The sequence below is a fragment of the Leptolyngbya sp. CALU 1928 genome (assembly GCF_056784215.1).
On sequence record NZ_JBXBCE010000001.1, the window covers coordinates 941,872 to 966,856 of the forward strand.

At 48.6% G+C, this 24,985-nt stretch carries 25 protein-coding genes and 1 pseudogene; 12 read left to right on the plus strand and 14 right to left on the minus strand.

The window, feature by feature from the left end; all coding sequences use genetic code 11:
* The first annotated feature begins 33 nt into the window (after positions 1-33).
* The 3 genes from AC1S5B_RS04275 (at position 34) to AC1S5B_RS04285 (ending at position 4,105) form a co-directional block, all read left to right on the plus strand.
* Positions 34-900, plus strand: a complete 867-nt coding sequence (locus AC1S5B_RS04275) for a ferritin-like domain-containing protein (RefSeq protein WP_482034463.1) — start codon at positions 34-36, stop codon at positions 898-900.
* A 112-nt stretch (positions 901-1,012) separates the two neighbouring features.
* Complete coding sequence (gene hpnJ, locus AC1S5B_RS04280) at positions 1,013-2,476, plus strand: hopanoid biosynthesis associated radical SAM protein HpnJ (protein ID WP_482034464.1); 1,464 nt, start codon at positions 1,013-1,015, stop codon at positions 2,474-2,476.
* A gap of 54 nt (positions 2,477-2,530) precedes the next feature.
* Positions 2,531-4,105, plus strand: a complete 1,575-nt coding sequence (locus tag AC1S5B_RS04285; RefSeq protein ID WP_482034465.1) for an ArnT family glycosyltransferase — start codon at positions 2,531-2,533, stop codon at positions 4,103-4,105.
* 3 nt (positions 4,106-4,108) lie between these two features.
* Here AC1S5B_RS04285 and AC1S5B_RS04290 read toward each other — a convergent pair whose 3' ends face one another.
* The 5 genes from AC1S5B_RS04290 to AC1S5B_RS04310 all read right to left on the minus strand — a co-directional run bounded on the left by AC1S5B_RS04290 (position 4,109) and on the right by AC1S5B_RS04310 (position 7,969).
* Complete coding sequence (locus AC1S5B_RS04290) at positions 4,109-4,438, minus strand: TMEM165/GDT1 family protein (protein WP_482034466.1); 330 nt, start codon at positions 4,436-4,438, stop codon at positions 4,109-4,111.
* A 63-nt stretch (positions 4,439-4,501) separates the two neighbouring features.
* Entirely contained in the window at positions 4,502-4,963 is a 462-nt protein-coding gene (locus tag AC1S5B_RS04295; protein ID WP_482034467.1) for a TMEM165/GDT1 family protein, read from the minus strand.
* 109 nt (positions 4,964-5,072) lie between these two features.
* Positions 5,073-6,485 (minus strand): amidohydrolase family protein, encoded by a 1,413-nt coding sequence (locus AC1S5B_RS04300; protein ID WP_482034468.1) that lies wholly within the window; start codon positions 6,483-6,485, stop codon positions 5,073-5,075.
* On the minus strand, positions 6,482-7,510 hold the full coding sequence (locus AC1S5B_RS04305) for an aromatic ring-hydroxylating dioxygenase subunit alpha (protein WP_482034469.1): 1,029 nt from the start codon (positions 7,508-7,510) through the stop codon (positions 6,482-6,484). The genes AC1S5B_RS04300 and AC1S5B_RS04305 overlap by 4 nt, the downstream gene beginning before the upstream one ends.
* 105 nt (positions 7,511-7,615) lie before the next feature.
* On the minus strand, positions 7,616-7,969 hold the full coding sequence (locus tag AC1S5B_RS04310) for a YkgJ family cysteine cluster protein (RefSeq protein WP_482034470.1): 354 nt from the start codon (positions 7,967-7,969) through the stop codon (positions 7,616-7,618).
* 126 nt (positions 7,970-8,095) lie between these two features.
* Here AC1S5B_RS04310 and psb30 point away from each other — a divergent pair, with 126 nt between their 5' ends.
* From psb30 to AC1S5B_RS04335, 5 genes are all read left to right on the plus strand, one after another.
* Positions 8,096-8,227, plus strand: a complete 132-nt coding sequence (gene psb30, locus AC1S5B_RS04315) for a photosystem II reaction center protein Ycf12/Psb30 (protein ID WP_482034471.1) — start codon at positions 8,096-8,098, stop codon at positions 8,225-8,227.
* 83 nt (positions 8,228-8,310) lie between these two features.
* Positions 8,311-9,345 carry a methionyl-tRNA formyltransferase gene (gene fmt, locus AC1S5B_RS04320; RefSeq protein WP_482034472.1) on the plus strand — a complete coding sequence of 345 codons (1,035 nt, stop codon included), beginning with the start codon at positions 8,311-8,313 and terminating at the stop codon, positions 9,343-9,345.
* Between the two features lie 364 nt (positions 9,346-9,709).
* Positions 9,710-10,750 (plus strand): fatty acid desaturase, encoded by a 1,041-nt coding sequence (locus AC1S5B_RS04325; protein WP_482034473.1) that lies wholly within the window; start codon positions 9,710-9,712, stop codon positions 10,748-10,750.
* Positions 10,751-10,914: 164 nt separating this feature from the next.
* Positions 10,915-11,625: a hypothetical protein gene (locus AC1S5B_RS04330; protein WP_482034474.1), complete on the plus strand. Its 711-nt coding sequence runs from the start codon at positions 10,915-10,917 to the stop codon at positions 11,623-11,625.
* A 68-nt stretch (positions 11,626-11,693) separates the two neighbouring features.
* Positions 11,694-12,218, plus strand: a complete 525-nt coding sequence (locus tag AC1S5B_RS04335; RefSeq protein ID WP_482034475.1) for a hypothetical protein — start codon at positions 11,694-11,696, stop codon at positions 12,216-12,218.
* Here AC1S5B_RS04335 and AC1S5B_RS04340 read toward each other — a convergent pair.
* The 3 genes from AC1S5B_RS04340 to grxC form a co-directional block, all read right to left on the minus strand.
* Complete coding sequence (locus AC1S5B_RS04340; RefSeq protein WP_482034476.1) at positions 12,192-13,040, minus strand: lysophospholipid acyltransferase family protein; 849 nt, start codon at positions 13,038-13,040, stop codon at positions 12,192-12,194. The two genes, AC1S5B_RS04335 and AC1S5B_RS04340, sit on opposite strands and share 27 nt — an antisense overlap.
* Before the next feature lie 124 nt (positions 13,041-13,164).
* Positions 13,165-13,650, minus strand: a complete 486-nt coding sequence (gene tadA, locus AC1S5B_RS04345; RefSeq protein ID WP_482034477.1) for a tRNA adenosine(34) deaminase TadA — start codon at positions 13,648-13,650, stop codon at positions 13,165-13,167.
* Between the two features lie 5 nt (positions 13,651-13,655).
* A complete protein-coding gene (grxC, locus tag AC1S5B_RS04350) occupies positions 13,656-13,961 on the minus strand; it encodes a glutaredoxin 3 (protein WP_482034478.1) in 306 nt (101 codons plus the stop codon).
* A 468-nt stretch (positions 13,962-14,429) separates the two neighbouring features.
* Here grxC and AC1S5B_RS04355 point away from each other — a divergent pair, with 468 nt between their 5' ends.
* Both AC1S5B_RS04355 and AC1S5B_RS04360 read left to right on the plus strand, forming a co-directional pair.
* Complete coding sequence (locus tag AC1S5B_RS04355) at positions 14,430-14,579, plus strand: hypothetical protein (RefSeq protein WP_482034479.1); 150 nt, start codon at positions 14,430-14,432, stop codon at positions 14,577-14,579.
* A 207-nt stretch (positions 14,580-14,786) separates the two neighbouring features.
* Positions 14,787-14,996, plus strand: a pseudogene (locus AC1S5B_RS04360) (IS1 family transposase); the annotation flags it as partial.
* 140 nt (positions 14,997-15,136) lie between these two features.
* On the opposite strand, the gene AC1S5B_RS04365 reads toward AC1S5B_RS04360, so the two are convergent.
* Positions 15,137-15,451: a DUF6679 family protein gene (locus AC1S5B_RS04365; RefSeq protein WP_482034480.1), complete on the minus strand. Its 315-nt coding sequence runs from the start codon at positions 15,449-15,451 to the stop codon at positions 15,137-15,139.
* Positions 15,452-16,148: 697 nt separating this feature from the next.
* Here AC1S5B_RS04365 and AC1S5B_RS04370 point away from each other — a divergent pair.
* Together AC1S5B_RS04370 and AC1S5B_RS04375 are read left to right on the plus strand one after the other, a co-directional pair.
* On the plus strand, positions 16,149-16,895 hold the full coding sequence (locus AC1S5B_RS04370) for a creatininase family protein (RefSeq protein WP_482034481.1): 747 nt from the start codon (positions 16,149-16,151) through the stop codon (positions 16,893-16,895).
* 91 nt (positions 16,896-16,986) lie between these two features.
* Positions 16,987-17,721: a class I SAM-dependent methyltransferase gene (locus AC1S5B_RS04375; RefSeq protein WP_482034482.1), complete on the plus strand. Its 735-nt coding sequence runs from the start codon at positions 16,987-16,989 to the stop codon at positions 17,719-17,721.
* A gap of 22 nt (positions 17,722-17,743) precedes the next feature.
* Here the strand turns inward: AC1S5B_RS04375 and AC1S5B_RS04380 are convergent, their stop codons facing one another.
* From AC1S5B_RS04380 to AC1S5B_RS04400, 5 genes are all read right to left on the minus strand, one after another.
* Complete coding sequence (locus AC1S5B_RS04380) at positions 17,744-18,499, minus strand: Uma2 family endonuclease (RefSeq protein ID WP_482034483.1); 756 nt, start codon at positions 18,497-18,499, stop codon at positions 17,744-17,746.
* 39 nt (positions 18,500-18,538) lie between these two features.
* On the minus strand, positions 18,539-20,101 hold the full coding sequence (locus AC1S5B_RS04385; RefSeq protein ID WP_482034484.1) for an Hsp70 family protein: 1,563 nt from the start codon (positions 20,099-20,101) through the stop codon (positions 18,539-18,541).
* A 52-nt stretch (positions 20,102-20,153) separates the two neighbouring features.
* Complete coding sequence (locus AC1S5B_RS04390) at positions 20,154-20,741, minus strand: VOC family protein (RefSeq protein WP_482034485.1); 588 nt, start codon at positions 20,739-20,741, stop codon at positions 20,154-20,156.
* A gap of 570 nt (positions 20,742-21,311) precedes the next feature.
* Positions 21,312-23,099, minus strand: coding sequence for an iron uptake porin (locus tag AC1S5B_RS04395; RefSeq protein WP_482034486.1), 1,788 nt, complete (start codon positions 23,097-23,099; stop codon positions 21,312-21,314).
* A gap of 211 nt (positions 23,100-23,310) precedes the next feature.
* Positions 23,311-24,942: an HD-GYP domain-containing protein gene (locus AC1S5B_RS04400; RefSeq protein ID WP_482034487.1), complete on the minus strand. Its 1,632-nt coding sequence runs from the start codon at positions 24,940-24,942 to the stop codon at positions 23,311-23,313.
* Positions 24,943-24,985 lie beyond the last annotated feature (43 nt).

Genomic DNA, 24,985 nt, shown 5'->3' on the forward strand with positions numbered 1-24,985 from the left:
GCGATCGTTAAAGTTAAAAATATGGAGTGACGCATGAAAGTTGGGTCTCAAGCTCACAAAGAGCTATTTTGTCAAAGCTTTATCGACAGCTATCAAGACTATGAGCCGGAAATTCTGCCTTGGCCTGAGCTTGATGACGCTGCTCTAGCGCGTCTGCGGGGGATTCCCTTTTGGCAAGAAGCCTTGCGAACGGAGCGGCAAGCAGGCGTGATGGTGAGTGCTTTTGCTGAAACAATTACCGATCCGATGATTCGTGAAGCGATCGCCCTGCAAGCCAAAGAGGAAGCCCGTCATGGTCGCTTGCTAGAGTTTTTGATTAAGCATTACGATGTGCCGATCAATGAGCCGCCTGCGCCCACAGTTCCCCCCAAGATTGAGCAAGAATTTATCGATTTTGGCTTTGGCGAATGTCTAGACTCCTACTTTGCTTTTGGCATGTTTGAATTAGCGCGCCAAACGAACTACTTCCCTGAAGCGCTGTTCACCATCTTCGACCCGATTTTGTATGAAGAAGCCCGCCATATCGTCTTTTTTGTCAACTGGGTTAGCTACATGCAAGTTCATCACGGGCGCGGATTTGCGCCACTACGAGGTGCCCATGCTGGGGTTCACTATGGTCGCGCGTTGCTGCATTTAGCCAAAGCATTTAGCAATGCAGGGGATGGCACAGGCGAAGGGTTCACGGCGACGGGGGCAGGCACCTTTGCCGACAACTTAACGCCAGCGCGAGTGTTTTCAGTTTGTTTGCAAGAAAACGAGAAGCGGATGAGTAGCTTTGACGATCGCCTCCTGCAACCCAACTTACTGCCAAAACTTTCTGCGATCGCCCTGAGCGTTCTCAATCTGCTACCCAAAAAACAACCCGCGAATCGTCCTGAAGTCAGCGTTTCAGAATCATAGGGAAGAGAGGGAATAGGGAATAGGGAATAGGGGACAGGGAACAGAGGAAATTCTTGTCTGGTTTTAGCATCACTCTGGTTTTGGCATCATTATTGATTGTGAGGAGTTTTTGATGAAGAAAACATTATTTTTGGGACCTCCATCCTTTGATGGGTTTGATGGGGGTGCGGGGGCGCGATACCAGGCAAAGCGGGAGATTACGTCTTTTTGGTATCCCACTTGGCTGGCGCAACCTGCGGCGATGGTGCCGGGAAGCAAGTTGGTGGATGCGCCGCCCCATGGACAGACGATCGCCGATGTATTGGCGATCGCCAAAGACTACGAACTGGTGATTATGCATACCAGTACGCCGTCTCTTGCCAATGATGTCAAATGTGCCGAGGCAATTAAGGCGCAAAATCCAGAGACCCAAATTGGCTTAATTGGTGCCCATGTAGCAGTGCTGCCAGAGCCAACCCTGCGCGAAAATCCAGTGATTGATTTCGTTTGCCGCCACGAGTTTGACTACACCTGTAAAGATCTAGCAGCAGGCATCCCCTGGGATCAAATTCGGGGATTGAGCTACCGCGACAAGTATGGAACTTTGCACCACACCGAAGATCGGGAATTGATTCATGATTGGGATGCGATGCCCAGCGTGTTGCCTGTCTACGCCCGTGATCTGGACATCACCAAGTATTTCATTGGCTATTTGCGCCATCCCTATGTCTCGTTTTACACGGGGCGGGGCTGTCCAGCAAAGTGTAGCTTTTGCCTGTGGCCTCAAACCATTGGCGGACATCAATATCGCACCAAAAGCCCGGATGTGGTGGGGCGCGAGATGGAGGAGGCGAAAGCGCTGTTCGGCGATCGCGTCCAGGAATATATGTTTGATGACGACACATTCACGATCGACAAGCCACGGGCGATCGCCATCAGCGAACATATGAAGCGCTTGAATATTACCTGGAGTTGCAACGCTCGTGCCAACCTAGATTACGACACCCTCAAACAACTGCGTGACAACGGCTTGCGCCTATTGCTGGTTGGTTTCGAGTCGGGCAACCAGGAAATTCTCAACAACATCAACAAAGGGGTGCGGCTAGAAGCAGCCCGACAGTTTATGAAGCACTGCCATGATTTAGGCATTACCGTCCACGGCACCTTCATTATTGGGTTGCCAATCGAAACCCGCGAAACCGTCGAAGAAACCATTCGCTTTGCCTGCGAAATCAGTCCTCACACCATTCAGGTTTCCATCGCTGCGCCCTATCCCGGCACCCAACTTTACCAAGAGGCGAAAGACAACGGCTGGTTTGCCGATCATGCCCTGGTTGCCAACTCTGGCATCCAAACTTCTACGCTGCACTATCCCACGTTGTCGAGCGAACAAATAGAAGAATCCGTCGAGCAAATGTATCGCCGTTTCTACTTCCGCCCCAAAGCGATTTTTCCCATCGTGCGGGAAATGCTCAGCGATCGCCAAATGCTGGTTCGTCGGTTACGAGAAGGCAAAGAGTTTTTTGCCTATCTGGGCGATCGCCGCACCCAGCAAGCCGCCCAAACCACCCCGCCTCGTCAACCCGTAGAAGTTTAGAACGGGTTCACCGAAATGCCGATTCGCTGATCCCTCAGCCAAAGATTTAACCCTATGCAAAAGCCAATACAGTACAACATCCTCTGGGGTTTGGCGTTCGTTAAATTAATGCTGCATTTTCTGACCAACGGGCAATATGGCTACGATGGCGATGAACTGTATTACATGGCTGCTGGTGACCGTCTAGCTTGGGGCTACACTGAATTTCCCCCATTGGTCGCGGTCGTGGCGCACGTGAGTCGATCGCTGACAGGGGATTCGTTGTTTTCAATTCGGTTTTTCCCCGCGATCTCCGGGGCACTACTGGTATTTCTAACCGGGTTAATGGCGCGTGAGTTAGGTGGTGGGCGATTTGCTCAATATCTAGCGGCGTTATTAGTGGTAATCGCGCCTTACTTTTTGGTGATCCATACCATTCTGACCGTGAATACGTTTGAGGCACTGATCTGGACTGTATGTGCTTATCTGATTCTGCTGTCGTTGAAATACCACAGACCCAAATTATGGCTACTGATTGGCGTTTTCATGGGCATTGGACTACTCAATAAGTTTTCCATGGTTTTCTTTGGCTTCAGTCTTGTAGTGGGACTCTGGGTGACCCAGCGCCAAGTGTTCTCAAAAAAATGGATCTGGTTAGGGGGAATGATTGCGATCGCCCTCGTGATGCCGACGCTGATCTGGCAGGCTCAGCATGGCTTGCCTTTTCTAGAGCAGCAACAAGCCGCCAATCTCTACAGCAAAAAGCCATTTCCTGAAGCAATCATTGCGCTACTGGTGCAATCCACCCTGATGATGCATCCACTAGCCGCCCCGATCTGGTTGGCTGGGCTTTTCTTTTATCTCAAGGCTAAAGATGGCAAGCCCTATCGTCTGTTTGGCTGGGTTTTTGTCATTACCTATGGGCTATTTCTCTTACTGCAAGGCAAGTCCTATTACGTGGGACCGCTGTACCCCATGCTGTTTGCCGGGGGTGCGGTCATGGTTGAACAGTGGGTCAGCGATCGGCGGCCACTCAAAACCGCGATTTCAGGAGTGTTACTAGTCACTGCGGTGGCAGTACTGATTCCCATGACGCTGCCCGTGTTGCCGATGGAGACCTTACTCCGCTTTGCAAGTTTCTACTCACAAGATTCTTTCCTGCCCCAGCGCGCCAATACCGTAGTAGCCACTCAAGAAGCCCCCTGGCAATTCAGAGCGATGCTGGGATGGGAAGAAACTGTGGCACAGGTCAGCCAGGTTTACTATCAGTTACCCGCCAGCCAACAAGCTCAAACGGCGATCCTTTCTTGGGATTATGCGGATGCTGCGGCGCTCGATTTCTATGGTTCCCGCTATGGGTTGCCCAAAGGAATCAGTGGTGCCCATACCTTCTATTTTTGGGGCTATCAGAATTATTCGGGTGACCAGGTCATTAGTCTGGGAGGCGATCGCACTTACCTCAAGCAACTGTTTAATCAGGTTGAACAAGTGGATACCGTGACCCATGCGGATGTGATTGGGATTAAAAGTAACATTCCCGTCTACCTTTGCAACGGTATAAAAGTTCCCTTCAGTCAGAGTTGGTCTGACTTTAAAGCCTACTTTGGTCATCCGTTTGAAAGAGACTTGTTGAGGAATCGCGTGGGCTAAAGGCTAGGATTCAAGGGGGTTAGAAATCGGGCGATCTTCAGGAGAAATCTCCTCTTGCACCTTCTTGTCAGGCAGCAATAATCGCACTGCTAAAATCGCAAAGCCTGCCGCCGCAACGATTTTGACCAGTCGAGCAGGCAAAAAGTGGGAAGTCCCTTCCCCAATAATCACCCCCAGAAAGCTTGCCAATAGCAACGCCGCCGCCGCGCCAAAAAACACTGGACGAGGAGATTTGGAGCCACTGCTGAGGGCGATCGCTGCCAATTGGCTTTTATCACCCAGTTCCGAGATAAACACCGTAATAAACGTCAATCCTAAAAGATGCCAGTCCATAAATTAATCAGTGTCGATTTACGATTGTCTACTCTTCCCTCTGCCCTCTTCCTTCTTCACTGCCTACATCTGCACCACATCCCACACCAGCCACGCTGAGATCAGCGCTAGCAGAATACCAGCCGCAACATCCAAGGTGCGGGGAGAAAGGCGGCTGGAGAGCCATTGCCCCACCCAAACCCCGATTAGGGTTGTCAGAACTAGAGCCGTTCCTGCCCCAGCAAAAATCACCCAGGGCTTGTGAAACTCAGCGCTCATCAGCAGCGTAGACATTTGAGTTTTGTCGCCCAGTTCTGCCAAAAAGATGGTGACAAAAGTGGAGGTGAAGATTTTCCAGGCAGAAACGGGAGGTTTAGCAGGGGGATTTTCTGTTGAATCAGCGATCGCGCTTGGCTGCTCTGCCTCCACCACAATTCCAACATCAGACCCAATGTCAGCTACAGCAACATCAGACAGAACGGGTTCACGGTCTAGAACCTGTATCTCTGGCGGCAATGCGTTTGAAATCGGCAGATTACTTTTCACAGAACTCTTCAATCAAAGTGCTTTCATTTTCTTTTCATGATCCAGTATGGTTCAACTCCGCCAAAAAGTGCAACGGGTTCGTGTGTAATCGAACGTTTCTATCAAGATTTTAAGGTAGTTTGTCTAGACCCATGACGGTGCGGTAGTGGGGTTCTATGGTGTGGATGGTGCGGAAATTGGTAGGAGATTGCCGATCTCGAGTATGGCGCAATGTTTGTCGCAGTTCCTCAATATCCAGGGTCAGTAATTTGCCATTAGCCACGATCGCCCGTCCCTTGACCCAAACGCTATCCACTACCTGATTGGGTCTGCCATAAATCAACAGTTGCACTGGATCAGTGCGGGGCAGCATAGAAAGGTTTTCCAGATCGTAGAGTACAAAATCGGCATCTTTTCCGACCGTTAGTGATCCGGTTTGGGCTGCGAGGTTTACGCCTGTCGCGCCGCCCATTGCCGCCATGGCGATCGCCTGTCGCGGGGTAATCCAGTGGGTATAGTCGCGATCGGTGACATTGTGCAACATCGTGCCCAGTTTGATCGCTTCCAGCAGATCTTGTCCATCGTTGCTAGCGGCTCCATCACAGCCAAACGCCACATTCACGCCTGCTGCGATGCATTTGAGAATGGGCGCAATGCCGCTGCCCAAACGCAAATTGCTGAGGGGATTATGCACCACGGTAGATTTCGTGGCTGCCAAAATTTCTAGGTCGGCATCTTCCAGCCAAACGCTATGAGCTAAGGTAGTGCGATGATCGAGAAAGCCCAGGTTTTGCAAGTGTTTGACCGCGCTGATGCCATAGCGTTCCTGTGCCAACATGAACTGGGCTTTGGTTTCCAATAAATGGGTGTGGCGACAGAGATCATGGCGAGCGCTTAACTCCGCACACCCCACCAGCAATTCATCGGAGCAACGATGAAACCCCGTGGGTCCCACGCCAATGTAAATGCCTGCCTCTGGTTCGTGAAACTGGGTCACGAGTTCCGCCATCCATGCCAAAATCTCTGGGGCAGTTTGGGGATAGGGTTTGTGGGTGAGCGATCGCGTCCCCTGGGGCAATCCTGCTACAAACGGTAGATCCATAATCAGTGGGGCAATCACCGCCCGAATGCCCACGGTTTTGTAGGCTCGAACTGCCGCCGCCATCGCCTCCATTTCGTGACCCATGGGCAGAAACAGATGATCCAAGACGCAGGTGCCCCCCGACAGCACCGTATCCACCGCCGTACTGACTGCGCCCCAATAAATCTGCTCGATTTCCGCTACGCCTGTGTCAAATCCATCGGCTAGCCACAATTCCAACGGCAAGGGGGGAATTAAGCCTCGCTGCCATGCTTGGGAAGAATGGGTGTGCCCATTCAAAAAACCGGGTAAAAGCAGCTTGTTGGCAGCGTTTACCTCAATGCCTGCTGCCGGCAAATTGGGGGCGGTCGCTGCAATTTTTCCAGCCGAAATCTGAATATCTGTCGTGGCATATCCATCCTCACTGGGAATTATCGCCCCTCGAATCAGAGTATCGGTCACAACGCTACTTCCACTCTACGCTGCTCCACTTCGCCATGCTCCTTGAGCAACGCGGCAAACCGATGGCGCATCAAAATTCCAGGTTTATCGGTCGCCATATGCTGTTCTTCTTGCAGACTCAGCGGCGCGTCATAATCGGTGGTTTCCAACACATCCCGGTCTTCCTGGGTCACTTGGCGATCGAAGCCAATCACATCTGCGGCTTTTGCGTCTGCCTCGGTATCGTTGCGAAAGCAGAACTGCACCAACTGAGAGGTGAGATCGTCAATCGGCGTTGCTGCCGAAAAAATCAGGTGAATCAAACCATTGGGATAGGTGATTTTGAGCGTCCGTGCAAAGGGCAGATACCAGCGGCGTTCATTGCTGCGAATGGTCTTGTCGTCTTCAATGCCCAGGTTTTTCTTTTGCAATTCAGGATTCAATACCCTCACCCAATTCTTCATCACGAAGCCATCATCGGTTTCAGTGATTTCGTCAATCGGCGGCGGCACGGGATTTTTAATATCTCCCCAGGATGACGCATGAACAAAATTGCCATGGGCACTGTCAAACGAGTTTTCCATTATCCGCAACCCGCTGACGTTCCAGGTTTCGTAAAATTCTTGAATCTGGCGAAAGCCAGAATCTGCCGCTTCAGGAATGGCAGGAATATCTTTCAGCGGATCGGCAAGACAGACCCATAGATAGCCGTAGCGTTCTTGGCAGCGATAGGCAGGAATTTGGTAGGTGCGGGGAATTGCTTGGTCTTCAGTCAATTGGGGCACGTTGACGCAGGTGCCGCAGGCATCATAAGACCAGCCGTGGTAGGGACAGCGAATGTTGCCATCGATCACCACGCCTTTGGAGAGTCGGGCAGAACGATGACAGCAGCGATCGCTGGCTGCCGCTGGGTTTCCATTGCCATCTCGCCATAAAACGATCGGTTGCCCCAACAAGGTAAAGGCGTGAGGACTATCGGTAAGAGCCGCGATCGGCAAAACGGGATACCAAAAGCGCTTCAAGATAGGCTGTTGAGTAATCAGCATGACAAGATTGATTCTGAATTATTTTTGAAATGTTGTCATCATCGGCGGTTTGAGAAAAGCTTTTTGTATCGATGTTTAGATTTTTGAAAAATAGAGCAAAGCTAACTAAATACTGATCGCTCGATCAAACCGCAGCATTTCCAGGCTGCGATCGCCATATACGCCCTCAATTTGCTGACGGCAGCAATCGATCGCAAAGTCATTCAACTCTTCCGGCTCAATTCCATATAAATCCTGAAACACCGTTGATTCCACCCGGCAAAAGCGGGGGCGATCGCTGTAAACCCGGCATTCCCGATTTTCCTGATCAAAGTTGATGCACCAGCCATCTTCTCCGACCAGATTAAAGTACACAGTCAATTCCTCGGTCGTCAGGTAGTCAGCGAGTTCCGGGCGATCGCTGGGATCGAGATTGCAACACGCCCCACACTGTTTCACACATTGCCAAGTCGCCATCATTCAGCCTTTTTATACTTTTGTTAACTTTCTGAGGGGTGCCGCAATCGCCAGAATAAGATAAATAACTGTTACAGCAACTTATACGATAACTTGGTGAGTCGGTAGTGGCTCAGCTTGGGAGGAATCATGGGGTTTGTTACTGATATTGTAGGCGGCGTTAATTGGGAAGCAATCATTCAGTTGGTGATGATTGCTGCAATTATGCTTTCTGGACCAATCGTTATTTTTCTGCTAGCCGCCCAGGGTGGCGACCTGTAACGAGCAAAGAGTTTTTACGAGTATGAGAGAGTAGCAAGGGGTTCGACTTACGTCGAACTCTTTTTTTTAAGCCCAGAGTCAGCGTGAAAAGCGTGAAAATTGTTTTCTTTGGAACGCCAGAATTTGCAGCGCCGAGTCTAGAACGCTTATTGGCGCATCCCGATTTCGATGTGATTGCGGTGGTGACGCAGCCGGATAAGCGGCGAGGTCGTGGTAATCAGCTAATCCCATCGCCTGTAAAAGCTGTGGCAGAGCAGCATAGTTTGTCAGTTTGGCAGCCGCGCAGCATTAAAAAAGATCCTGAAATCTTGGAAAAATTACGAGAATCACAGGCAGATGCGTTTGTGGTGGTTGCCTACGGGCAAATTTTGTCTCAAGCCATTTTGGATATGCCGCGTTTGGGCTGTGTGAATGCTCACGGCTCAATTTTGCCCCAGTATCGTGGGGCTGCGCCGATTCAGTGGAGCCTGTACCACGGAGAACCGGAAACGGGCATTACCACGATGCTGATGGATGCGGGGATGGATACGGGCGCGATGCTGAATATTGGTCGGATTGCGATCGCGCCCCTCGCCAATGCCCAAGATCTCGCCACCGAGCTATCGCTGATGTCTGCTGATTTGCTGATTGAAACTTTGTTGCAACTCAACCAAGGCACTGCTCAGCCGATTCCTCAAGATCCCGCCCAAGCAACCTATGCGCCCTTGATCAAAAAGGAAGATTATGAACTGGATTGGTCAAAATCCGCGATCGCCCTCCACAACCAAGTACGAGGCTTCTTCCCAAATTGCAGCACCCTCTTTCGCAATGAACCCCTCAAGGTGATCACTACTATTCCCTTGGATTCTGCTTACTGGAATGGATTGCCATTGGAGATGCAAGTAGGATTGAGCAAAGGGGTTTCTGACTTGCTGAGCGCAACCAGTGAACCTGGAACCATTGTGGCGATCGCCAAAGGACTCGGCGCGATCGTCCAAACGGGCAATGGATATCTTCTACTAAAAGAGATTCAGCTTCCTGGCAAGCGTCCCCAGTCGGGCGTAGATTTTGCCAACGGCACCCGATTGGCGAGCGGCGAAAAGTTGGGAAAGAGCGACATGGGGGGCTTTGAGTGTTGAGTTTCTTCTATCTTCTCACCCCGACACCCGATCTCTGATCCCCATCTTTTGAGAAACGATCCCCTGGATTGTGCTATACATATTAAAGTTTTGTTGCGCTTTTTTAAGCAAAACCTTGTGTTGGCTATTCTTTCTCAAGGGCGTGTTTGTGAGTATGGGCGATCGCTGCTTTAAGATGTCCATTGCTCGTTTTATCTAGGTCAAGTCCTGTATTGTTGCTGGCTATGATTTCGTAGCTAGTTTTTTTTGTCCAAATTGATATGTCACATTTTTTCGGGGTCTGTTCATGCTGCGGTTTGCATGGCAACCTATGTTTCATAGCTTCTTTGTCCAGGTTTCACTCGTGAGGAGACAGTATTCATTCATGATTGCTTCACCCGTTATCCAAACTTCCCAAAAAACGATTCAAGCTCCCCCTGATTTACGCTTGAAAGATATTTTGAAAACCTTGCCCAAGGAATGCTTTCAAAAAGATAAGCGAAAAGCCTGGATGTCTCTCTTCGTCAACGTTGCTATGGTGGCTTTGGGCTATGTCAGCATCGCGATCGCGCCCTGGTTTCTTCTGCCCATCGCCTGGATTTTTACAGGAACAGCGCTGACTGGCTTTTTTGTATTAGGTCATGATGGCGGACATCGCTCTTTTGCCAAACGACGCTGGGTCAACGATTTGGTCGGACATATTATGTTCTTACCATTGCTTTATCCCTTTCACTGCTGGCGGATTTTGCACAACAAACACCACGCCCATACCAACAAAATGGATGTGGATAACGCATGGCAGCCTGCCCGACCCGCAGATTACGACAACTATCCTTCTGTCTGGCTACGAGGCTATCAGGTGATGCGGGGTCGGATGTGGTGGCTAGCATCCATTATTCACTGGGGAGGCTTGCACTTCGATCGCTCCCAGTTTGCTCCCAAAGATCGCCAAAAAGCAACCTTTTCTATGCTGGTTGTGATTGGGTTTGCCGCGATCGCGTTTCCGCTGTTAATCGCAACTACTGGACTCTGGGGCTTGGTCAAGTTCTGGCTAGTTCCCTGGTTGGTCTACCATTTTTGGATGAGTACCTTCACCCTCGTTCACCACACAGCACCCAACATCGCCTTCCAAGAGCCAGCCGAATGGAACGCTGCCCAAGCTCAATTGGCTGGCACTGTGCATTGTGAATACCCCGCCTGGGTTGAGTTTTTGTGTCACCACATCAACGTCCATATCCCCCATCACCTTTCTACTGCTATTCCTTCCTACAACTTACGAATGGCACACGAGAGTCTTAAACAAAACTGGAGCAGCTATTTGCACGAAAGCAATTTTTCTTGGGAGTTGATGAAAGAAATTACCGATCGCTGCCATATCTACGACGAGAAAGATGGGTACATCTCCTTTCGGGACTATCATCGATAGAGTAGGTGGGCTTACAGAGTACAGGGTCCGAAGTTTAAGTTTTGAGTTTCTTCGTACCCCCAACTCCGTACTCCCAACTCCATACTCAAAACATTAATGCGCCACAATCAAAAAACGCGGCTATCCTTGGTTTAGTTTGAACTGAACGAAGGGAGTTGCCAGCGATGAAACGGCAATTGTGGCTTGGCATTATCGGAATCATTACTTTATCAACGGGTTGCTCTGGTCAGTCCAGCGATAACCAGGCTCAACCTGGAGTTATTCAAGCGCCTGCACCGACCACACAAACTTTTTCAACGCCGCTGGTTAACTCAGCAGCCAAGCCGATCTCGCGTTCTGTGCCAGGATTGTTGCAGCCTACTAATGCCGCAACGCGCATTCCCAGCCTTGTGACCGGTCGCCGCGATCCATTTGCGGTTGTGCCCGGTCTACAGCCGATAGTCATCTCTTCTCGTTCTGCTCCAGCTAGGCTGGCAGTCTCGCCTTTACCCCGTAGTGTCAACAAGATGCCACCTCAGCAAAGCTCCTCAGCAGGGCTTGTGCCATCGCTTCCATTGCCTGCGATCGCCGGGGGGTCATCTCCAAATTCCTTGCCCAATTTGTCACCCATGCCACCCGGCAGCTTCCCACCTGTTGCACCTCCGTCGCGGACTTCCATTGCCGATGCGATCGCGGTGAACGGTGTGGTTCAAGTCGGAGGTAAATGGACTGTGATTGTCAAAGAACCCAGTGCTATCTCTAGCCGCTATGTGGCGGTGGGCGAGTATTTAGAGAATGGCAGAGTACTGGTAAAGCGAATTGTGGCAGCAGAAAGCGCTGATCCAGTGGTGGTTCTACAACAGAATGGAGTTGAGATTCGGAAGTCCTTAGGGTAGGTTGTAGGGGTGTGCAACACAGCGTTTAGTGAAGTCACTAGCGTAATGAACCCACGAGGCATAGTTCAATGCAATCTGAAAGCACATCCAAAGACTTAAGAGCGCACCTAAGCAGAAGTGCTGATCGTCGTATCTTAGAAATGAGTGGCAGCTATATCTGTCCAGTCTGTCGCCATGGCACCCTTGAGGCGATCGTGTTGATGGATGCTTATTCTTGCCATTTTTGTCGTCACATTTTTACGGCAAATCTGCCAGAACAAACTGTGCGGGTTGAAGATAGCTCTCAACCTACAACGTGGCGCTGGATGGGCACAAAATGGCAAGCAACCAATAAGGTCGATGTAGATTTGACGATCGCCGTCTGGGTGCTAGGGGTTGTGATTAGCATCTTGCCACCTACGCTGATTTGGCTATCTTCCCACACATTTCCACCCCTAGAAGACAGTGGTTGGTCGTGGTTTCCCACCGTTTGGATTGCGCTTTCATTTTCCATTCACTTTTTGATGGTGGCATGGCTTTTAGTGGAACATTATCAACTACCCGCTTATGTTGCCCTTAAAGTACGGTTAGGAAACCTCTTCGGGATGAGATGATTTTTCCATAGAGGAGTTCTGCAAGGCTAATGTTTCCATCGCAGCCTGAAGATCGGCGGTAAGGCGCTTCGCATTTTGTTTATGAGAACCCTGGCAATAGTCGGGAACGTGGAGCGGGGTGCCAATGACTACACGAACATAACTGCGCCAAGGAACTAAGGGGCTACTGTAGTAAATGCTGATGGGAACCACTTGAATGCCAAGCTCCGTGCGGCTGGCTTCTGCTTGAACTGCCAGCCTTGCCAATCCTGGTTTGAGGGCTTGGACGTGAGTGTCGCGATAAATATTTCCTTCGGGAAAAATAACTAGGGTTTCGCCCGATTCTAGTAAATCTACGCCATGACGCAAACTTGCGATCGCCGGACGATCTGTGTTCACAGGGAACCCGCCCATACGCCGGATAAACCAGCCTTGTAACCCAGTCACTTCATTTGCCGAAACCATAAAGCGGAGATGCCGCCCCGTAATATCATGTCCTGCGGCATAGGGGAGCGTCATGGCATCCCATCTAGAGCGATGGGTTGGAGCCAAAATCACTGGGCCACTAGGGGGTAAATGCTCTCTGCCAATTACGTCAAGCCGTCTGAAGTAAATCGGTAGCACAACGTAGCGCCCTAATGGATAAAACAACGCCATCAGCCAATGTAAAACTCGTGAAGGAGCAGGATCAGCAGCTTTTTTGCTAGGCGGCAAATCAATTGGCTCTATAGGTTGAGATCCTGAACAGGTGCGCTCAAATAACTCAGATTTTTTTTCGTCATCAACAGAGAAAGTAGACTTAAAAAGCGAGTCAACCGAGAACAGGGAATTAAGCGATCGCATGATGCTAATTAAAAGCGGTTAGATAGATGCAGGAATAAAAGTAGATATTTATACCGTAGATGCCCTTAAATACCCTGTCTTCATCCTTGGGACAGTTTTAGGGATGTCATGTGACAGTTTTGCTTTACTGAGGACGACGATTCGCAAACCATGATTGCAACTGCTGACGACAGCAATCTTCCAAAATACCACCAATCACCGGAAGTCGATGATTGGAACCTGCGCTGTCTGGCAGATTCAACACGCTGCGAATGGCTCCCGCTTTAGGATCGTCTGCGCCGTAGACAAGCATCCCCAGTCGCGCACATATCAACGCACCTGCACACATCGGGCAAGGCTCCAACGTGACATATAGCGTGCAGCCATTCAAACGCCAAGTATTTAAAGCAGTACCAGCAGCCCGTAGGGCAAGCACTTCCGCATGGGCAGTCGGATCACGATCGCGCTCTCGACGATTTTCCGCCTCAGCGATCGCGTTTCCTTGGGAATCAACAATCACCGCCCCCACCGGAACATCGCCCGCTTTTCCGGCGGCATCAGCCAAGGCGATCGCCCGTTCCATCCAGTGGCAATGCCTTTGATACTCCGGGTCATCCAGCAAATATTTCACGCTAGTTATGCAGCTTGAAGCAACGGATCAAGCTGCCCTTGACTATCTAGCGCATAAATATCATCACAGCCGCCGATATGCTGACTGTTGATAAAAATCTGGGGCACACTGCGCCGACCTTGCGATCGCTCTGCCATCGCTGTCCGGGCGGTTTCATCACCGTCGATTTTGTACTCGGTGTAATTCACGCCCTTCCACCACAACAGCAGCTTGGCGCGAATGCAAAACGGGCAGGTTTGCCAAGTGTAGATCTCTACGTTGGCAAGGATCTTTTCTGGATGGCGACCCAGCAGAGAGTTAAGGAGTTTCATAGGGAATTACGAATGACGAGCTACGAATGACGAGTTTGCACTCTACATTCATTGTCTTACTGTTCTATCGCTATTTTGGCAGTGCTTTCAAGAAGTGCTGTAATTGGTAAAGGTTTGATTGCATACAGATCAACTGCACTTTTGTCTAACTTTTAGCAATTTACGATAGGTCTTTCTCAACAGAAAATTGAAACGCAATTTCATAGAGTTCTATCATGATTTAACTTGGCTTTCATTGCCGCTAAACTAATAGGCTGCTGCGATCGCCGCTTTGCAACAACTGCCAGATCATGGAGGTCTTTGAGCAGTTGCTCATAGTGTTGCTGTGCAGCTACGCGAGCAGTGGGCGACCTTTGGATGCTGGCATCGGTCGCTCTAGTTCTTTCGCAGTTTCAATCCACTCCTAGATGACGATTTCGGCATTTTGCACGGCTTCTTGATAGGTTGCACCAATGGGAGTGCTTAAAGATGTATGTCAATGGCATGGGATTTCGCGCCATTGAGCGGGTCAAAGGAGTCCATCACACGACTCTCATTACCTGGGTTAGGCAGGTGGGAAAACTCCTACCTAATGCCCACGCCCCGCAGACAACTCCAGAGGTAGGAGAACTTGATTAGCTTCAAGATACAAGCTTGCTTCCCGTAGGGCCTAGAAACCTTTGTTGGCTCCAAAAAAACAAAATCTGGCTCTGGACAGCCGTTGACCACTCAACCCAGGGATTTTAGACTGAGATGGTAGGTGACCATAGTGGCAAGACTTTTGCTTCATTATGGGCGTTCACAGAGACTTGGCAGTGTTATTTCTACGTCACTAATGGTTGGCTAGTCTATCGCTGCTTTATTTTCGATGGCTATCCCATTGTTAGCAAGACCTATATGACATGAGTGGAAGGTGAAAACACCCGACTACGCAATTATTTAGCGCGACTGGATCGGAAGACTCTGTGCTATTCCAAGTCAGTGGAGATGCTCAAACATTCAATTCGACTACTACTTCACTACCTAAAATTTGAAGATGTCCCCATCCCTGCTTAATTCATCCCTCGGTTCAGCAACGCCTCAAACTTTTTGTCCCGTACTGAGGAAAAGAACATAAAAGAATTGCAGCGATCGCCTGCTGTTAGACCGCGATCGCTGCAATTCGATTGAATAGATTATGTGTAAGCAATAGCTGGCTATTCGGGATTGGTATCTGGAAAGCGATTATTAGGAATTTGTTCCGCTTCAGGGCAATCCTCAGAAACCAAGGGTTCCACATCTCCCTTTGGCACCGATGCCAACTTTTGGGTAACAGCCCCAATGCTTTCTAGCCGTACCATTTCTTCCCATGAACAATTTTCATCTTCTTCATCAGTTTCATAGCGCAGAGTCACCAAATCCCCTTCAATATCTAGGATGCGGGCTCGTTCTATCCAGCGCTGCTGATCCCGCAAGAAAATCCAGACTTCTCGACCATCACAACAAAGCTGATAGATCTTGCGGTGTAGCATGATTGCTTCTCCTGAACACTTAGTTATCAATATTTCACAGACGAGCAGAAACTTTTTTAGCTGAAACCAACTTTTCCGACTGGCTGGTAGGGCGCAATAGGCGGCGATCGCGACCCGTATACATATTTAAGCAGTGATCATAGGCAACTCCTGCTTAAAATACGAGTATTAGAAAAACGCGTTTGATCCCAAAAAAACTGTCCAAAGTCTGAACACCAATCTGTAGCGTTCCTAGAGGCGTTGAGAATTGCCAGTCGCCTGCGAGAGAGCAGCAACATTGCAACTATTACTCGTGACAAAATGAATAAATCCGTGAAGCTGTTTTGTTTGGGAGTCAAGAGCAAACCTTTATCGAGAGGTAGTACGGCATTAAAGCCTTGGCTAAATATGCATTAGATAGATGAAGGATAAACGACCCAACACTTGATAGGTGCTGTTCCGATGATCCACTATCCAATCATTAAACCAACCTTGACAGCGTTTATAAATTTAATAGTCTTAAGCATCAGATCGTACTAACCATTCTAGCCTGTGTTAAGTGAACTCGTACGTCTCTAATTCGTTAGAAAAATCTGAGCTTGTTAAGTGGTTTAGCTTTACCTAACTCTTGGCAGCTAAGTTTAATCGGCAATTTCCGACTTCACTCATGCTATAAAAAGCAACATATAAGAATTAATAATCTGAGGATTGAAAAGTCATGTTGCTACATCTCAGTACATGGACAGAAGTTGAAGCTTATCTCAGTCAATCGGTAGGAATTATTATTCCAATTGGCTCAACCGAACAGCATGGACCCACTGGATTAATTGGGACTGATGCGATTTGTGCGGAAGCGATCGCCCGTGGTGTGGGAGATGCAACCCAGGCGATCGTAGCTCCGACTATGAATGTGGGCATGGCGCTCCATCACACGGCATTTCCAGGAAGTATCAGCCTCCGTCCAAGTACCCTAATCTTGGTTATTCGAGATACCATTACCAGCCTAGCGAAGGCAGGGTTTACTAAGTTTTTCTTTATTAATGGGCATGGTGGTAATATGGCAACCTTAAAGGCTGCTTTTGCGGAAGTGTATGCGACGTTGGCTGACGTAAATCTGTCAAACGCCGATCAAGTGCGCTGCCACGTTAGCAATTGGTATATGTGCGGTTCTGTGTATGGATTAGCAAAACGACTCTATGGCGACCAGGAAGGCTCCCATGCAACTCCTAGCGAAGTCGCTTTGACGCAATATATCTATCCTGAAGCAATTAAGCAGGCTGTGTTAAACCCAGAGGTATCTAAAGATTACCGGATTTATGGAGCCGCAGATTTTCGCCGCCGCTATCCTGATGGTCGTATGGGTTCCAATCCAGATTTGGCAACTCCCGACCATGGCAAACAATTTTATGATTTAGCAGTCAAAGAATTAAGTAACGGCTATCTAGAGTTCTTGGGGGCGGAATAAGGCGTAGGCGTTGTTGAGATTGGTTCAAGATCTCAGTTAACCTATTGAAGTTTGCTGCTTCAAACCGAAGCGATCGCGATATTAGTACCCTATGAAAGCAGAATTTTGTGATGACCAATATCAGCGTTCTTATCCAGATGGAGTGGAAAATCATTGGTGGCATTTAGCCCGAAACAGGTTGCTTGAGCAGCAAATTAGGCAGTTATCAAAGCAAGATGCCTCTGTGCTAGATGTGGGATGCGGTCGTGGCGTTACCGTGAAATATCTCAGAAATAAAGCGATCGATTGTATTGGAGTTGAGCCTGCGGAAGCTAAGCCTCTTAAAGGGATAGAACAATATATTTTTGCTGGGAAAAGAGCAGAAGATTTATCTGAAGCTGAACGCGATCGCTATAGTCTGATGCTCCTGTTAGATGTCGTGGAACATATTGCCAATCCTGATATTTTCTTAAAAGATTTAGCTGCACTGTTTCCAAATTTGACCCATGTCATTATTACGGTGCCTGCTTGTCCTGAGCTTTGGTCTAACTATGATGAGTTTTATGGGCACTACCGACGATACAGCCTCAAAATGACTGAGGATTTGTCTCACCAACTCAATTGGCGGCTGATGTGGAATTTTTACTTTTTTCAACTTCCCTATTTGCCCGCAAGGATTATCACAGAACTGGGTCAGAAAAGAGTCGTTGAAATGAAGGCTCCAACAGGAATCGGCAAAAAGATTCATCAATTCATTTCGTATGTGGCAATGATGGGAAATTATGGTCGCTTTCTAGGCTTACCTGGCACGTCAATCAGTCTGTGCTTTTGTATCCATAAAATTTAGTTAGTAAAAATACGATCGCGGCTTATTCATCATCCAACGAGATATCAAGAGCGTTCAACTGTTCAGGGGTGAGCGATCGCAGCTTTTCGAGGAGTTGCGATCGCTTCTGGCGCTTTTCCTCAAGCTGCTGTTGCGCTTGCTCTGCCCGTTGCGCTGCGTCGCTTTCGGGCAAAGGCACTAGCCGACCGTCTGGGGTAAAGAATCGTAGTATCCGATTATCTACCCCTAAATATAAGTCTAGCTGGGCACTCCACAGCCAACCTTGAGGAGTCAGTTCTAAGGGTTGATATTCACCTTCTACCAAGTGAAAGCCTTGAAACTCAAGGGTATCTGGATGAAACCAGAAATAGTCTGGGACGCGCCAAGTATCTTGATAAATGGATTTTTTTTCACCCCGATCTACTGAAGCAATAGAGTCTGAAAGGAGTTCGATGATAACGTTTGGATACTTGCCGTTTTCTTCCCACACTGCCCAACTTCTGCGATCTTTCTTCTCGGCTCCTAGCGCAACAAAGAAATCTGGACCACGGAAATCTTCTGATTTCTTTTGATTGGGGCTATAGTAGACAGTTAAATTTCCGGTGGCGTAGAAATCGTTTCGCTCCCGCCAGTACCATTTAATTAAGCGGATTAGCAGATCAATTTGGTCACGATGCAGATCACTTTCCAAGTTAGGTTCGTTGCTCCACAAATTACCAGGCGGGAAGACAATATCTGTAGTGGTAGGTGTGACTTCCGAGCGGGGGGGAGATGTGGGAGTGATGACAGGTTGAGCCATAGTGTTCTCCGTCCAATATAGTCACTTTAACAGACTGAATTAGCTCAGTTGGACGACAGGTTGATTGTCTACCAAAGTGCGAAGCGCCAGCAAATCTTCGACGGTGATTCGGAGGAAGCGCTGGTCATCAATGCGAAACTGAACTTTGATGCGATCGCGCCCTGGGTTTCCAGGTGGATCAAGTTGGGCAATACTACGGGCACTATCGCGATCGTTCAACGGCTGCACTTGGGTTTGGCTGCTATTAAGACGGCGGGTAATTAGGCGATCGCCATCAAAATAAATTTCCGTTTGAGCCGCGTCTGATCCTAGTTCTCCCACGACTAGCTCAATGCTGGGCTGGCTGTTGACCGATGCGCCTAAGATAATTTCCGCTGGGGTTTCCATGGGATAAGCTTGTCCGGCTTTGATAATCGGATGCCAGCTATGACAGTTGTTGCGCCGATCCCAAAAGCGAATGCCATAGCTGTGGTAGAGAAAATCCTTGATCTCCACGCCTTGGCTCAGTTGCAGTGCCCCTTGCGCGATCGCTTCAAACGGTTTTTCACACCGAATCTTACTGACATCAAAGTATTGCTGCACCCAGGTTTGCACTGCTGGAATTTGTGCTGTTCCGCCCACCAATAACACGGCATCAATATCCTTTCCCTCCAAGCCCTGCCGCCGTGCCTGCTGTAAAACCTGGGTCATGCAGTCATTTAAGCGATCGAAAAATTGATGCTGCGCCAAAATCTGTTCAAACTGCGATCGAGTTAGTTGCAGATCATAGCTATCAAAGGTTTCATCGTTAAAATGAACCTCTTGGGCTTGAGGCTGTAGAGAAAGCTGGATTTTCAAACGTTCTGCTAAGCGAGTAGTTAATGGACTAATTGCTAATCCTTGAGATTCTGCAAAATAATCGGCTACCCAATTGTCGATGTCGGAACCGCCTAAATTTTGTCCTGCTTTTGCCAACACTCTGGCAATTTTGGGTCGTTGCCCTGATTGTTCGGCAAACGATTTTTGTCCCCATTTCAAAATAAAGCCCAAAGGCTTTGCACTAGCCTGAGTACCGTCTAATTGGACAAGCGATAGATCCAGAGTGCCGCCGCCAAAATCGACCACTAGCAAGGTTTCGCGATCGCCCAACCCATAGCCTAGTGCTGCCGCCGTTGGTTCATCTATCATCCGCACCTGGTCAAGCTGCAATACTTCACCCACTTGACCTAACCACAGGCGATAGGCTTCAAAGCTATCCACTGGTACGGTAAAAACCACAGACTCAGCCACTTCAGGATCGCTGGCTTTAAGTTGTCGAATCACATCCACCAAAAACCATTGTCCTAATTGCTCAAACCGAATCGCTTGCCCATCCAGTTCTGGCAAGAAACCCTGAATTGGTGAGCCAATGCCGCGTTTAAAGTTGCGAAAAAAACGGCGATCGCTCACTAAGTCTAAGGCGCGATCGCGCACGGCCTGCCCAATCACCACCTTGCCCTGAATCGCATCTTCCACATAGACCAAGCTAGGAATTAAGGATGGGTTTTGCGCCGTTTTCCAAGAAATTCCTGGAAGAGTAATAGTTTCAGGCTGCTGAGTAGCTCGGTTCCACCTAGCAATCACTGTGTTGCTGGTCCCAAAGTCGATCGCGATTCCCATGAGTGTTCTAAAGCATTTAATTAGAGACTTCTGCCATTTCGATCACGTTGCCTTCGTAGTCTTTAATCAAAAAATTTAGGGGCTTCTCGTGCCGAATCTTATATTTCAAACCGCGCATTTGCACTCGCAGCAACACCTGCTCCAAACAATCGCGATCAAACGATACATGGCGCTGGCGATTTTTGTCTCCTAAACTCGCCCCAGAAACAATATGTAATTGAGTATTTTTTTTCAACTGATACCACAACCCATCCGTTAACCCTGTTGTTCCAACCGCCGATCGCCCCATTCCCGGCGCAGCATAAATAGGATCAATCATAGCGGTGCCTAAGGATTGCTCATAGTTGTAATAATAGTGTAATGGAACATCTGCCGCAGGCAACTCCAGCATTCCTTCATACAGTCGCCGAGCTAGCTCCAAGTCCGACACCATCACCGTATGAACCTTAGGGGCGCTCGTCAAAAACATCCACATTGCACCTGCATAGGCTGCAAGCAGACCGACCATAATGCCTTGAGTAGACAGCAGTGTATCTAAACCCGGTAAGACACTCATCAAAAAAGGATAGTGAGGAAAAAATAAGCCGCTGATCGCAAACGTCATAGGTTAATCAAAATAATCCAGCCTTAATTCTATCAATCTAGGTACTAGCATGACGCAACCCCTAGAGTTCTGCACTTGTCTTTTCTAGTTGCCAACATGCAACCAAGCAACGACTTGTAGAGTTGCTTGTGGTTTGCCAACAGGGTTCTAAGCAAGAGTCACATTTAGAATGTTTGCGATCTGGCTGAGATAAAGAATCTTGATCGGTAGGTATGAACGATCGGCTAGATTCATGATCTGCTTGCCCTTCCTCTGTCAACTGTTTGTGGTTGCTGTTGCTGAAGTAACAGCCATCTGATAGAGATAGCTGAGGAGTTTCGGAAAGATACATAATTTACTTAACAGATTTAACCTAACTTCAGATTAAAGCCGTATATATACGCACACTTCCATCTACTCGATAACCCGATTAGGTCACTAAAAACCATCCACTTAGAGGAATAATATCATCCATTACAAAGGTAACAAGCGCATAAAAGAAAAGCCCTGCTACTAAGCAGGGCTTGTTATTGTTAGGAATTCTGATTGCAGAATTCGCTAAACATAAGACGTGAGGAAAATGAAAGTAGCTTAGAACGTGAAGGTTGTTCTCACGGTTCCAATCAAGGTATCAGTGCCAGATCGGTTTTGACCTGGGTCAATCACCCAAATGACACCCGGTGTAACTGAGATATTGTCGGTCAAGCGAACGCGGTAAAACCCTTCAACGTGAATGGGGATATTGCCAATCCCACCTGCGTAAGGAGGCGTACCTGCCAACACGCCCAACAGGTTACCAGGCTTACCAAAGTCAGGGAACGAAAGACCCAAAGCATAGCTCCAAACCTCGCGCCCACTGCGACCATCACGCAATGCGTCAATGTCGAAGTAAGAACCCCAAGCGTTGATGGCAATCTTGTTGCTCAGCTTAAAGACTCCAGAAATACCGCCACCATTCACGACCCTGCCAGCTTCTCTACCCAAAATACCAGCATCCTGGAAGTTTGCAAGGCTCGTACCGTTCGCCGCCAAACCACCGCCACCATCAAACACATCCCCTTTGCGGAAAGCGTTGACATACGCTAAACCGATTGATAGTTTTTCATTGGGTGTGAAGTTAAGTTGCGCCATGGCACTATAACTACCATTAAACAAGCCATTACCAGCGGCTGGATTATTAGCACCAAGAGTACTACCACCGATTCCATTATCAGCCAAGTAGCCAGCACTGAGAGAGATTACTTTGCCAGCGCCAAGGGTAACACCAGCACCAGAACCGCCACCAACGCCATAGATAGGGTTGCGGGAAGCGAAGTAGGAAAGACCGCCGTTACCGCCGTCGTAGTCCTCAAAGTAGCCCGCATGGGTGGGCATGTAGTCATAGTGAAGACCGGCATACGCAGGTAAGTAAACCTGAATGTTTTCACCGATGGGGAAGTAATAAGCAATCCAATCAGCAACAACACGGTTGCCGCCAGTGCTGGCGAAGTTAAACTGCTGAAATCCTTCTAGAATGTTCCCTGTTGCATTGCCAGCTAGATCAAACGTTCTGAAAGGATCAGCGTTTCCGGCAGCCAGCCGAACCACTAACTTGTCTTTACCCGAAAAGCTGCTGGAAAGGAGTAAGCGAACCCGATTTTGGAAGACAGTTTCGTTTCTGCCGGGTTGAGCAAACTCATCACTGACTGCGAAAATGGCTTCGCCGGATAGTTTCGTGGTTGTGGAGAACTGCTGTTTCTCTAAAGTTGCGGTGCGAACCTCCAACGATTCAACGCGACCGCGTAGAGCAGCAAGCTCAACTGCAAATTCTTCTTGGAGACGCTTAACGACTTCCAAGTCTTCTTTTTTAACAAAGTCTGCTGTCGCAGCGGCAATCAACTCTTGAATTTTGTCTAGGCAGGCGTTCAAGCCAGCAGCAAATTCAAACCGAGTCGTTGCACGGTTACCTCGGAAGGTTTTGTCGGGATAGCCTACGATGCAGCCGTAGCGCTCAACAAGAGACTGTAAGGCTTGAAACGCCCAATCCGTAGGGCGAACATCAGTTAGTTGAGAAACTGAGGTGACCTGACCCAGTTGATTGGAACGACCTTCGCGCACGTAGCGATTGATTTGTTCAAGAGACGCTGTATCAGAAGCACTGGCGCTATTTGCAGCAGGCAGAGCTTGGGCGACCGTTGCAGTAGGCAATGCTTGAGCAATAGGTGCAGCAGGCAGAGCTTGAGCAATGTTTTGTTCCGTTAAACCCAATGCTGAGCTAGGTACTGTAGCTTCTTCGGAAGGAGCAACCTTTTCGGTGGCAACGGCGGGGGCTGCAACTGCGATGAAAGCACCTAGAAGTGCTGGAAAAACTAACAAGGTTTTCGACAAATTTTTTGACATTTTTTCTCCTCACACCAACATAGGGTGGCTAATGACTGACCTATGACTAATTAGATTAGCAGATGGAAACTCAAATTGCATTCCGTATTCGTTAGCCTAGTCTAGATTATGCTCTGATTTTTAGAGTTTTTGTAATCTACAGTACATTTTACTGAAAGTCTCATAATTAAAAATTTCTCTGGCAAGATGAGCAATGAGCTTATCAGAGGGGTTAAGGAGTTAAGTGGTGTCCTAGGACGGAAAATACACGGCGATGCTCGAATAATAAAACTAGCTCGGTATTGAGTTTGTGATGTTCGGCTTCTTGTTTCAAAATTTGGATGGCAGATGGAATGGCTAGGCTGCGTTTATAGGGACGATCGCCCGCCGTGAGTGCATCGTAAATGTCAGCGATCGCCATAATTTGAGACTGAACCGGAATTTTATCTTCATCTAAACCTCTGGGATAGCCTGATCCATCCAGTTTTTCGTGATGTCCGTATGCGATTAGAGGCACTCCTTGCAGTTCTTTAGTCCACGGAATGCGCCTGAGGAATTCGTAGGTATGGGTGACGTGAGATTCAATTGCCTCGCGCTCCAGTTCTGTGAGATTACCTCGACGCACCAAGAGTTGTTCCAGTTCTTCTGGAGTGACCAGTGGCTTTGCCAGTCCATCCACGTCTCGGTAGGTGTACTGAGCTAATTCCTTTAGTTGTAGCAGCGGTTCTTCTGCCAAAATGCGGGGTTCATTAGCTTCTAGAAGGATGTCCCAATAATGGTTTAGTCGAGCGATCTCATCCACCGATTGAGCATCTAGCCGCTCCAACTCCTGACAATGCACGCAATCAGAATCGGTCGGGTCGGAATGTCGGCTGAGATGACTAGGGTGTTCAATCAAATGGCGATATTTGGCTTGGGCACAATCCATTTCCAAGGTTCGTTGAGCCAACGCAAACCGATGTTTGACCACTTCTAGCTGCAAGGGGTAGAGCTTTTTTGCTTTGACCAAAATGGCTTCTGGCACGCCCACTTTGCCAAAATCATGCAGCAGGGCAGCATAGCGAACTTCTTGAATTTGGTGGCGATCGAACGCAATCGGTGCCAGCAGTCCAGACGATACCGCGCTCACTTCCTGACTAAGGCGAACAGTTAGATCTGCGACTCGTTCAGAGTGACCAGAGGTGCAGGGATCACGAGCTTCAATAACCTGAACGGACGCTTTGACAAACCCTTCAAATAAATTTTCGATGCTTTGATGTAGCTGATTGCGTTCCAGCGAAATAGCCGCTTGACTCGCCAAGGATTTTAAAACGCGCTCTTCCCACTTTGAGTAGGGCTGCGTCACGGTGAGCGCATTCTCAGGGGTTACTACTACATCTGCAGAGGTTTTGCGATTAATCAGTTGCAACACTCCAATAGTGTCGCCGCGCTGATTTTGCATGGGTAGAACCAATACCGATCGCGTTCGATAGTGAATGCTTTGGTCAAAACTGCGATCGAGTTGGTAAGGCGCGTCGAGTGGCGTTTCGTAAGCATCGAACAAATTTAAGGTATTTCCAGTGATAGCAACATAGCCAGCCAAACTCTTTTGAGTCATTGGCATAGCAAATTCTTGAAAAGAGGTATTGGGGCTAGAAAAGTTTTGAGCAACCTTAAAGAGTAAACTTGGAATACCAGCCGAATGATCGATTAGGTACACACTGCCTGCATCACTACAAGTAATTTCCCGACATTTCGTCAAGATTAAGCTGAGTACTTCGCCCAAATCGTCGGTACTGGAGAGCGCTGTTCCGATCTCAAGCAGCTTCTCAATCAACTCAGCGCGATCGCTTGCTTCTTGAAAGAAATCTTGACTATCCGACATCCTCAACCTCAAATTGGCGAGTGGTAGTTTCCCTGACATGGTG

Bases quoted from the DNA above. Each gene is read 5' to 3' on its own strand.
- AC1S5B_RS04275 (WP_482034463.1), top strand. From the start codon at position 34: ATGAAAGTTGGGTCTCAAGCTCACAAAGAGCTATTTTGTCAAAGCTTT.
- hpnJ (WP_482034464.1), top strand. From the start codon at position 1,013: ATGAAGAAAACATTATTTTTGGGACCTCCATCCTTTGATGGGTTTGAT.
- AC1S5B_RS04285 (WP_482034465.1), top strand. From the start codon at position 2,531: ATGCAAAAGCCAATACAGTACAACATCCTCTGGGGTTTGGCGTTCGTT.
- AC1S5B_RS04290 (WP_482034466.1), bottom strand. From the start codon at position 4,438: ATGGACTGGCATCTTTTAGGATTGACGTTTATTACGGTGTTTATCTCG.
- AC1S5B_RS04305 (WP_482034469.1), bottom strand. From the start codon at position 7,510: ATGCTGATTACTCAACAGCCTATCTTGAAGCGCTTTTGGTATCCCGTT.
- AC1S5B_RS04310 (WP_482034470.1), bottom strand. From the start codon at position 7,969: ATGATGGCGACTTGGCAATGTGTGAAACAGTGTGGGGCGTGTTGCAAT.
- psb30 (WP_482034471.1), top strand. From the start codon at position 8,096: ATGGGGTTTGTTACTGATATTGTAGGCGGCGTTAATTGGGAAGCAATC.
- AC1S5B_RS04325 (WP_482034473.1), top strand. From the start codon at position 9,710: ATGATTGCTTCACCCGTTATCCAAACTTCCCAAAAAACGATTCAAGCT.
- AC1S5B_RS04330 (WP_482034474.1), top strand. From the start codon at position 10,915: ATGAAACGGCAATTGTGGCTTGGCATTATCGGAATCATTACTTTATCA.
- AC1S5B_RS04335 (WP_482034475.1), top strand. From the start codon at position 11,694: ATGCAATCTGAAAGCACATCCAAAGACTTAAGAGCGCACCTAAGCAGA.
- AC1S5B_RS04340 (WP_482034476.1), bottom strand. From the start codon at position 13,040: ATGCGATCGCTTAATTCCCTGTTCTCGGTTGACTCGCTTTTTAAGTCT.
- grxC (WP_482034478.1), bottom strand. From the start codon at position 13,961: ATGAAACTCCTTAACTCTCTGCTGGGTCGCCATCCAGAAAAGATCCTT.
- AC1S5B_RS04355 (WP_482034479.1), top strand. From the start codon at position 14,430: ATGTATGTCAATGGCATGGGATTTCGCGCCATTGAGCGGGTCAAAGGA.
- AC1S5B_RS04365 (WP_482034480.1), bottom strand. From the start codon at position 15,451: ATGCTACACCGCAAGATCTATCAGCTTTGTTGTGATGGTCGAGAAGTC.
- AC1S5B_RS04370 (WP_482034481.1), top strand. From the start codon at position 16,149: ATGTTGCTACATCTCAGTACATGGACAGAAGTTGAAGCTTATCTCAGT.
- AC1S5B_RS04375 (WP_482034482.1), top strand. From the start codon at position 16,987: ATGAAAGCAGAATTTTGTGATGACCAATATCAGCGTTCTTATCCAGAT.
- AC1S5B_RS04380 (WP_482034483.1), bottom strand. From the start codon at position 18,499: ATGGCTCAACCTGTCATCACTCCCACATCTCCCCCCCGCTCGGAAGTC.
- AC1S5B_RS04390 (WP_482034485.1), bottom strand. From the start codon at position 20,741: ATGACGTTTGCGATCAGCGGCTTATTTTTTCCTCACTATCCTTTTTTG.
- AC1S5B_RS04395 (WP_482034486.1), bottom strand. From the start codon at position 23,099: ATGTCAAAAAATTTGTCGAAAACCTTGTTAGTTTTTCCAGCACTTCTA.
- AC1S5B_RS04400 (WP_482034487.1), bottom strand. From the start codon at position 24,942: ATGTCGGATAGTCAAGATTTCTTTCAAGAAGCAAGCGATCGCGCTGAG.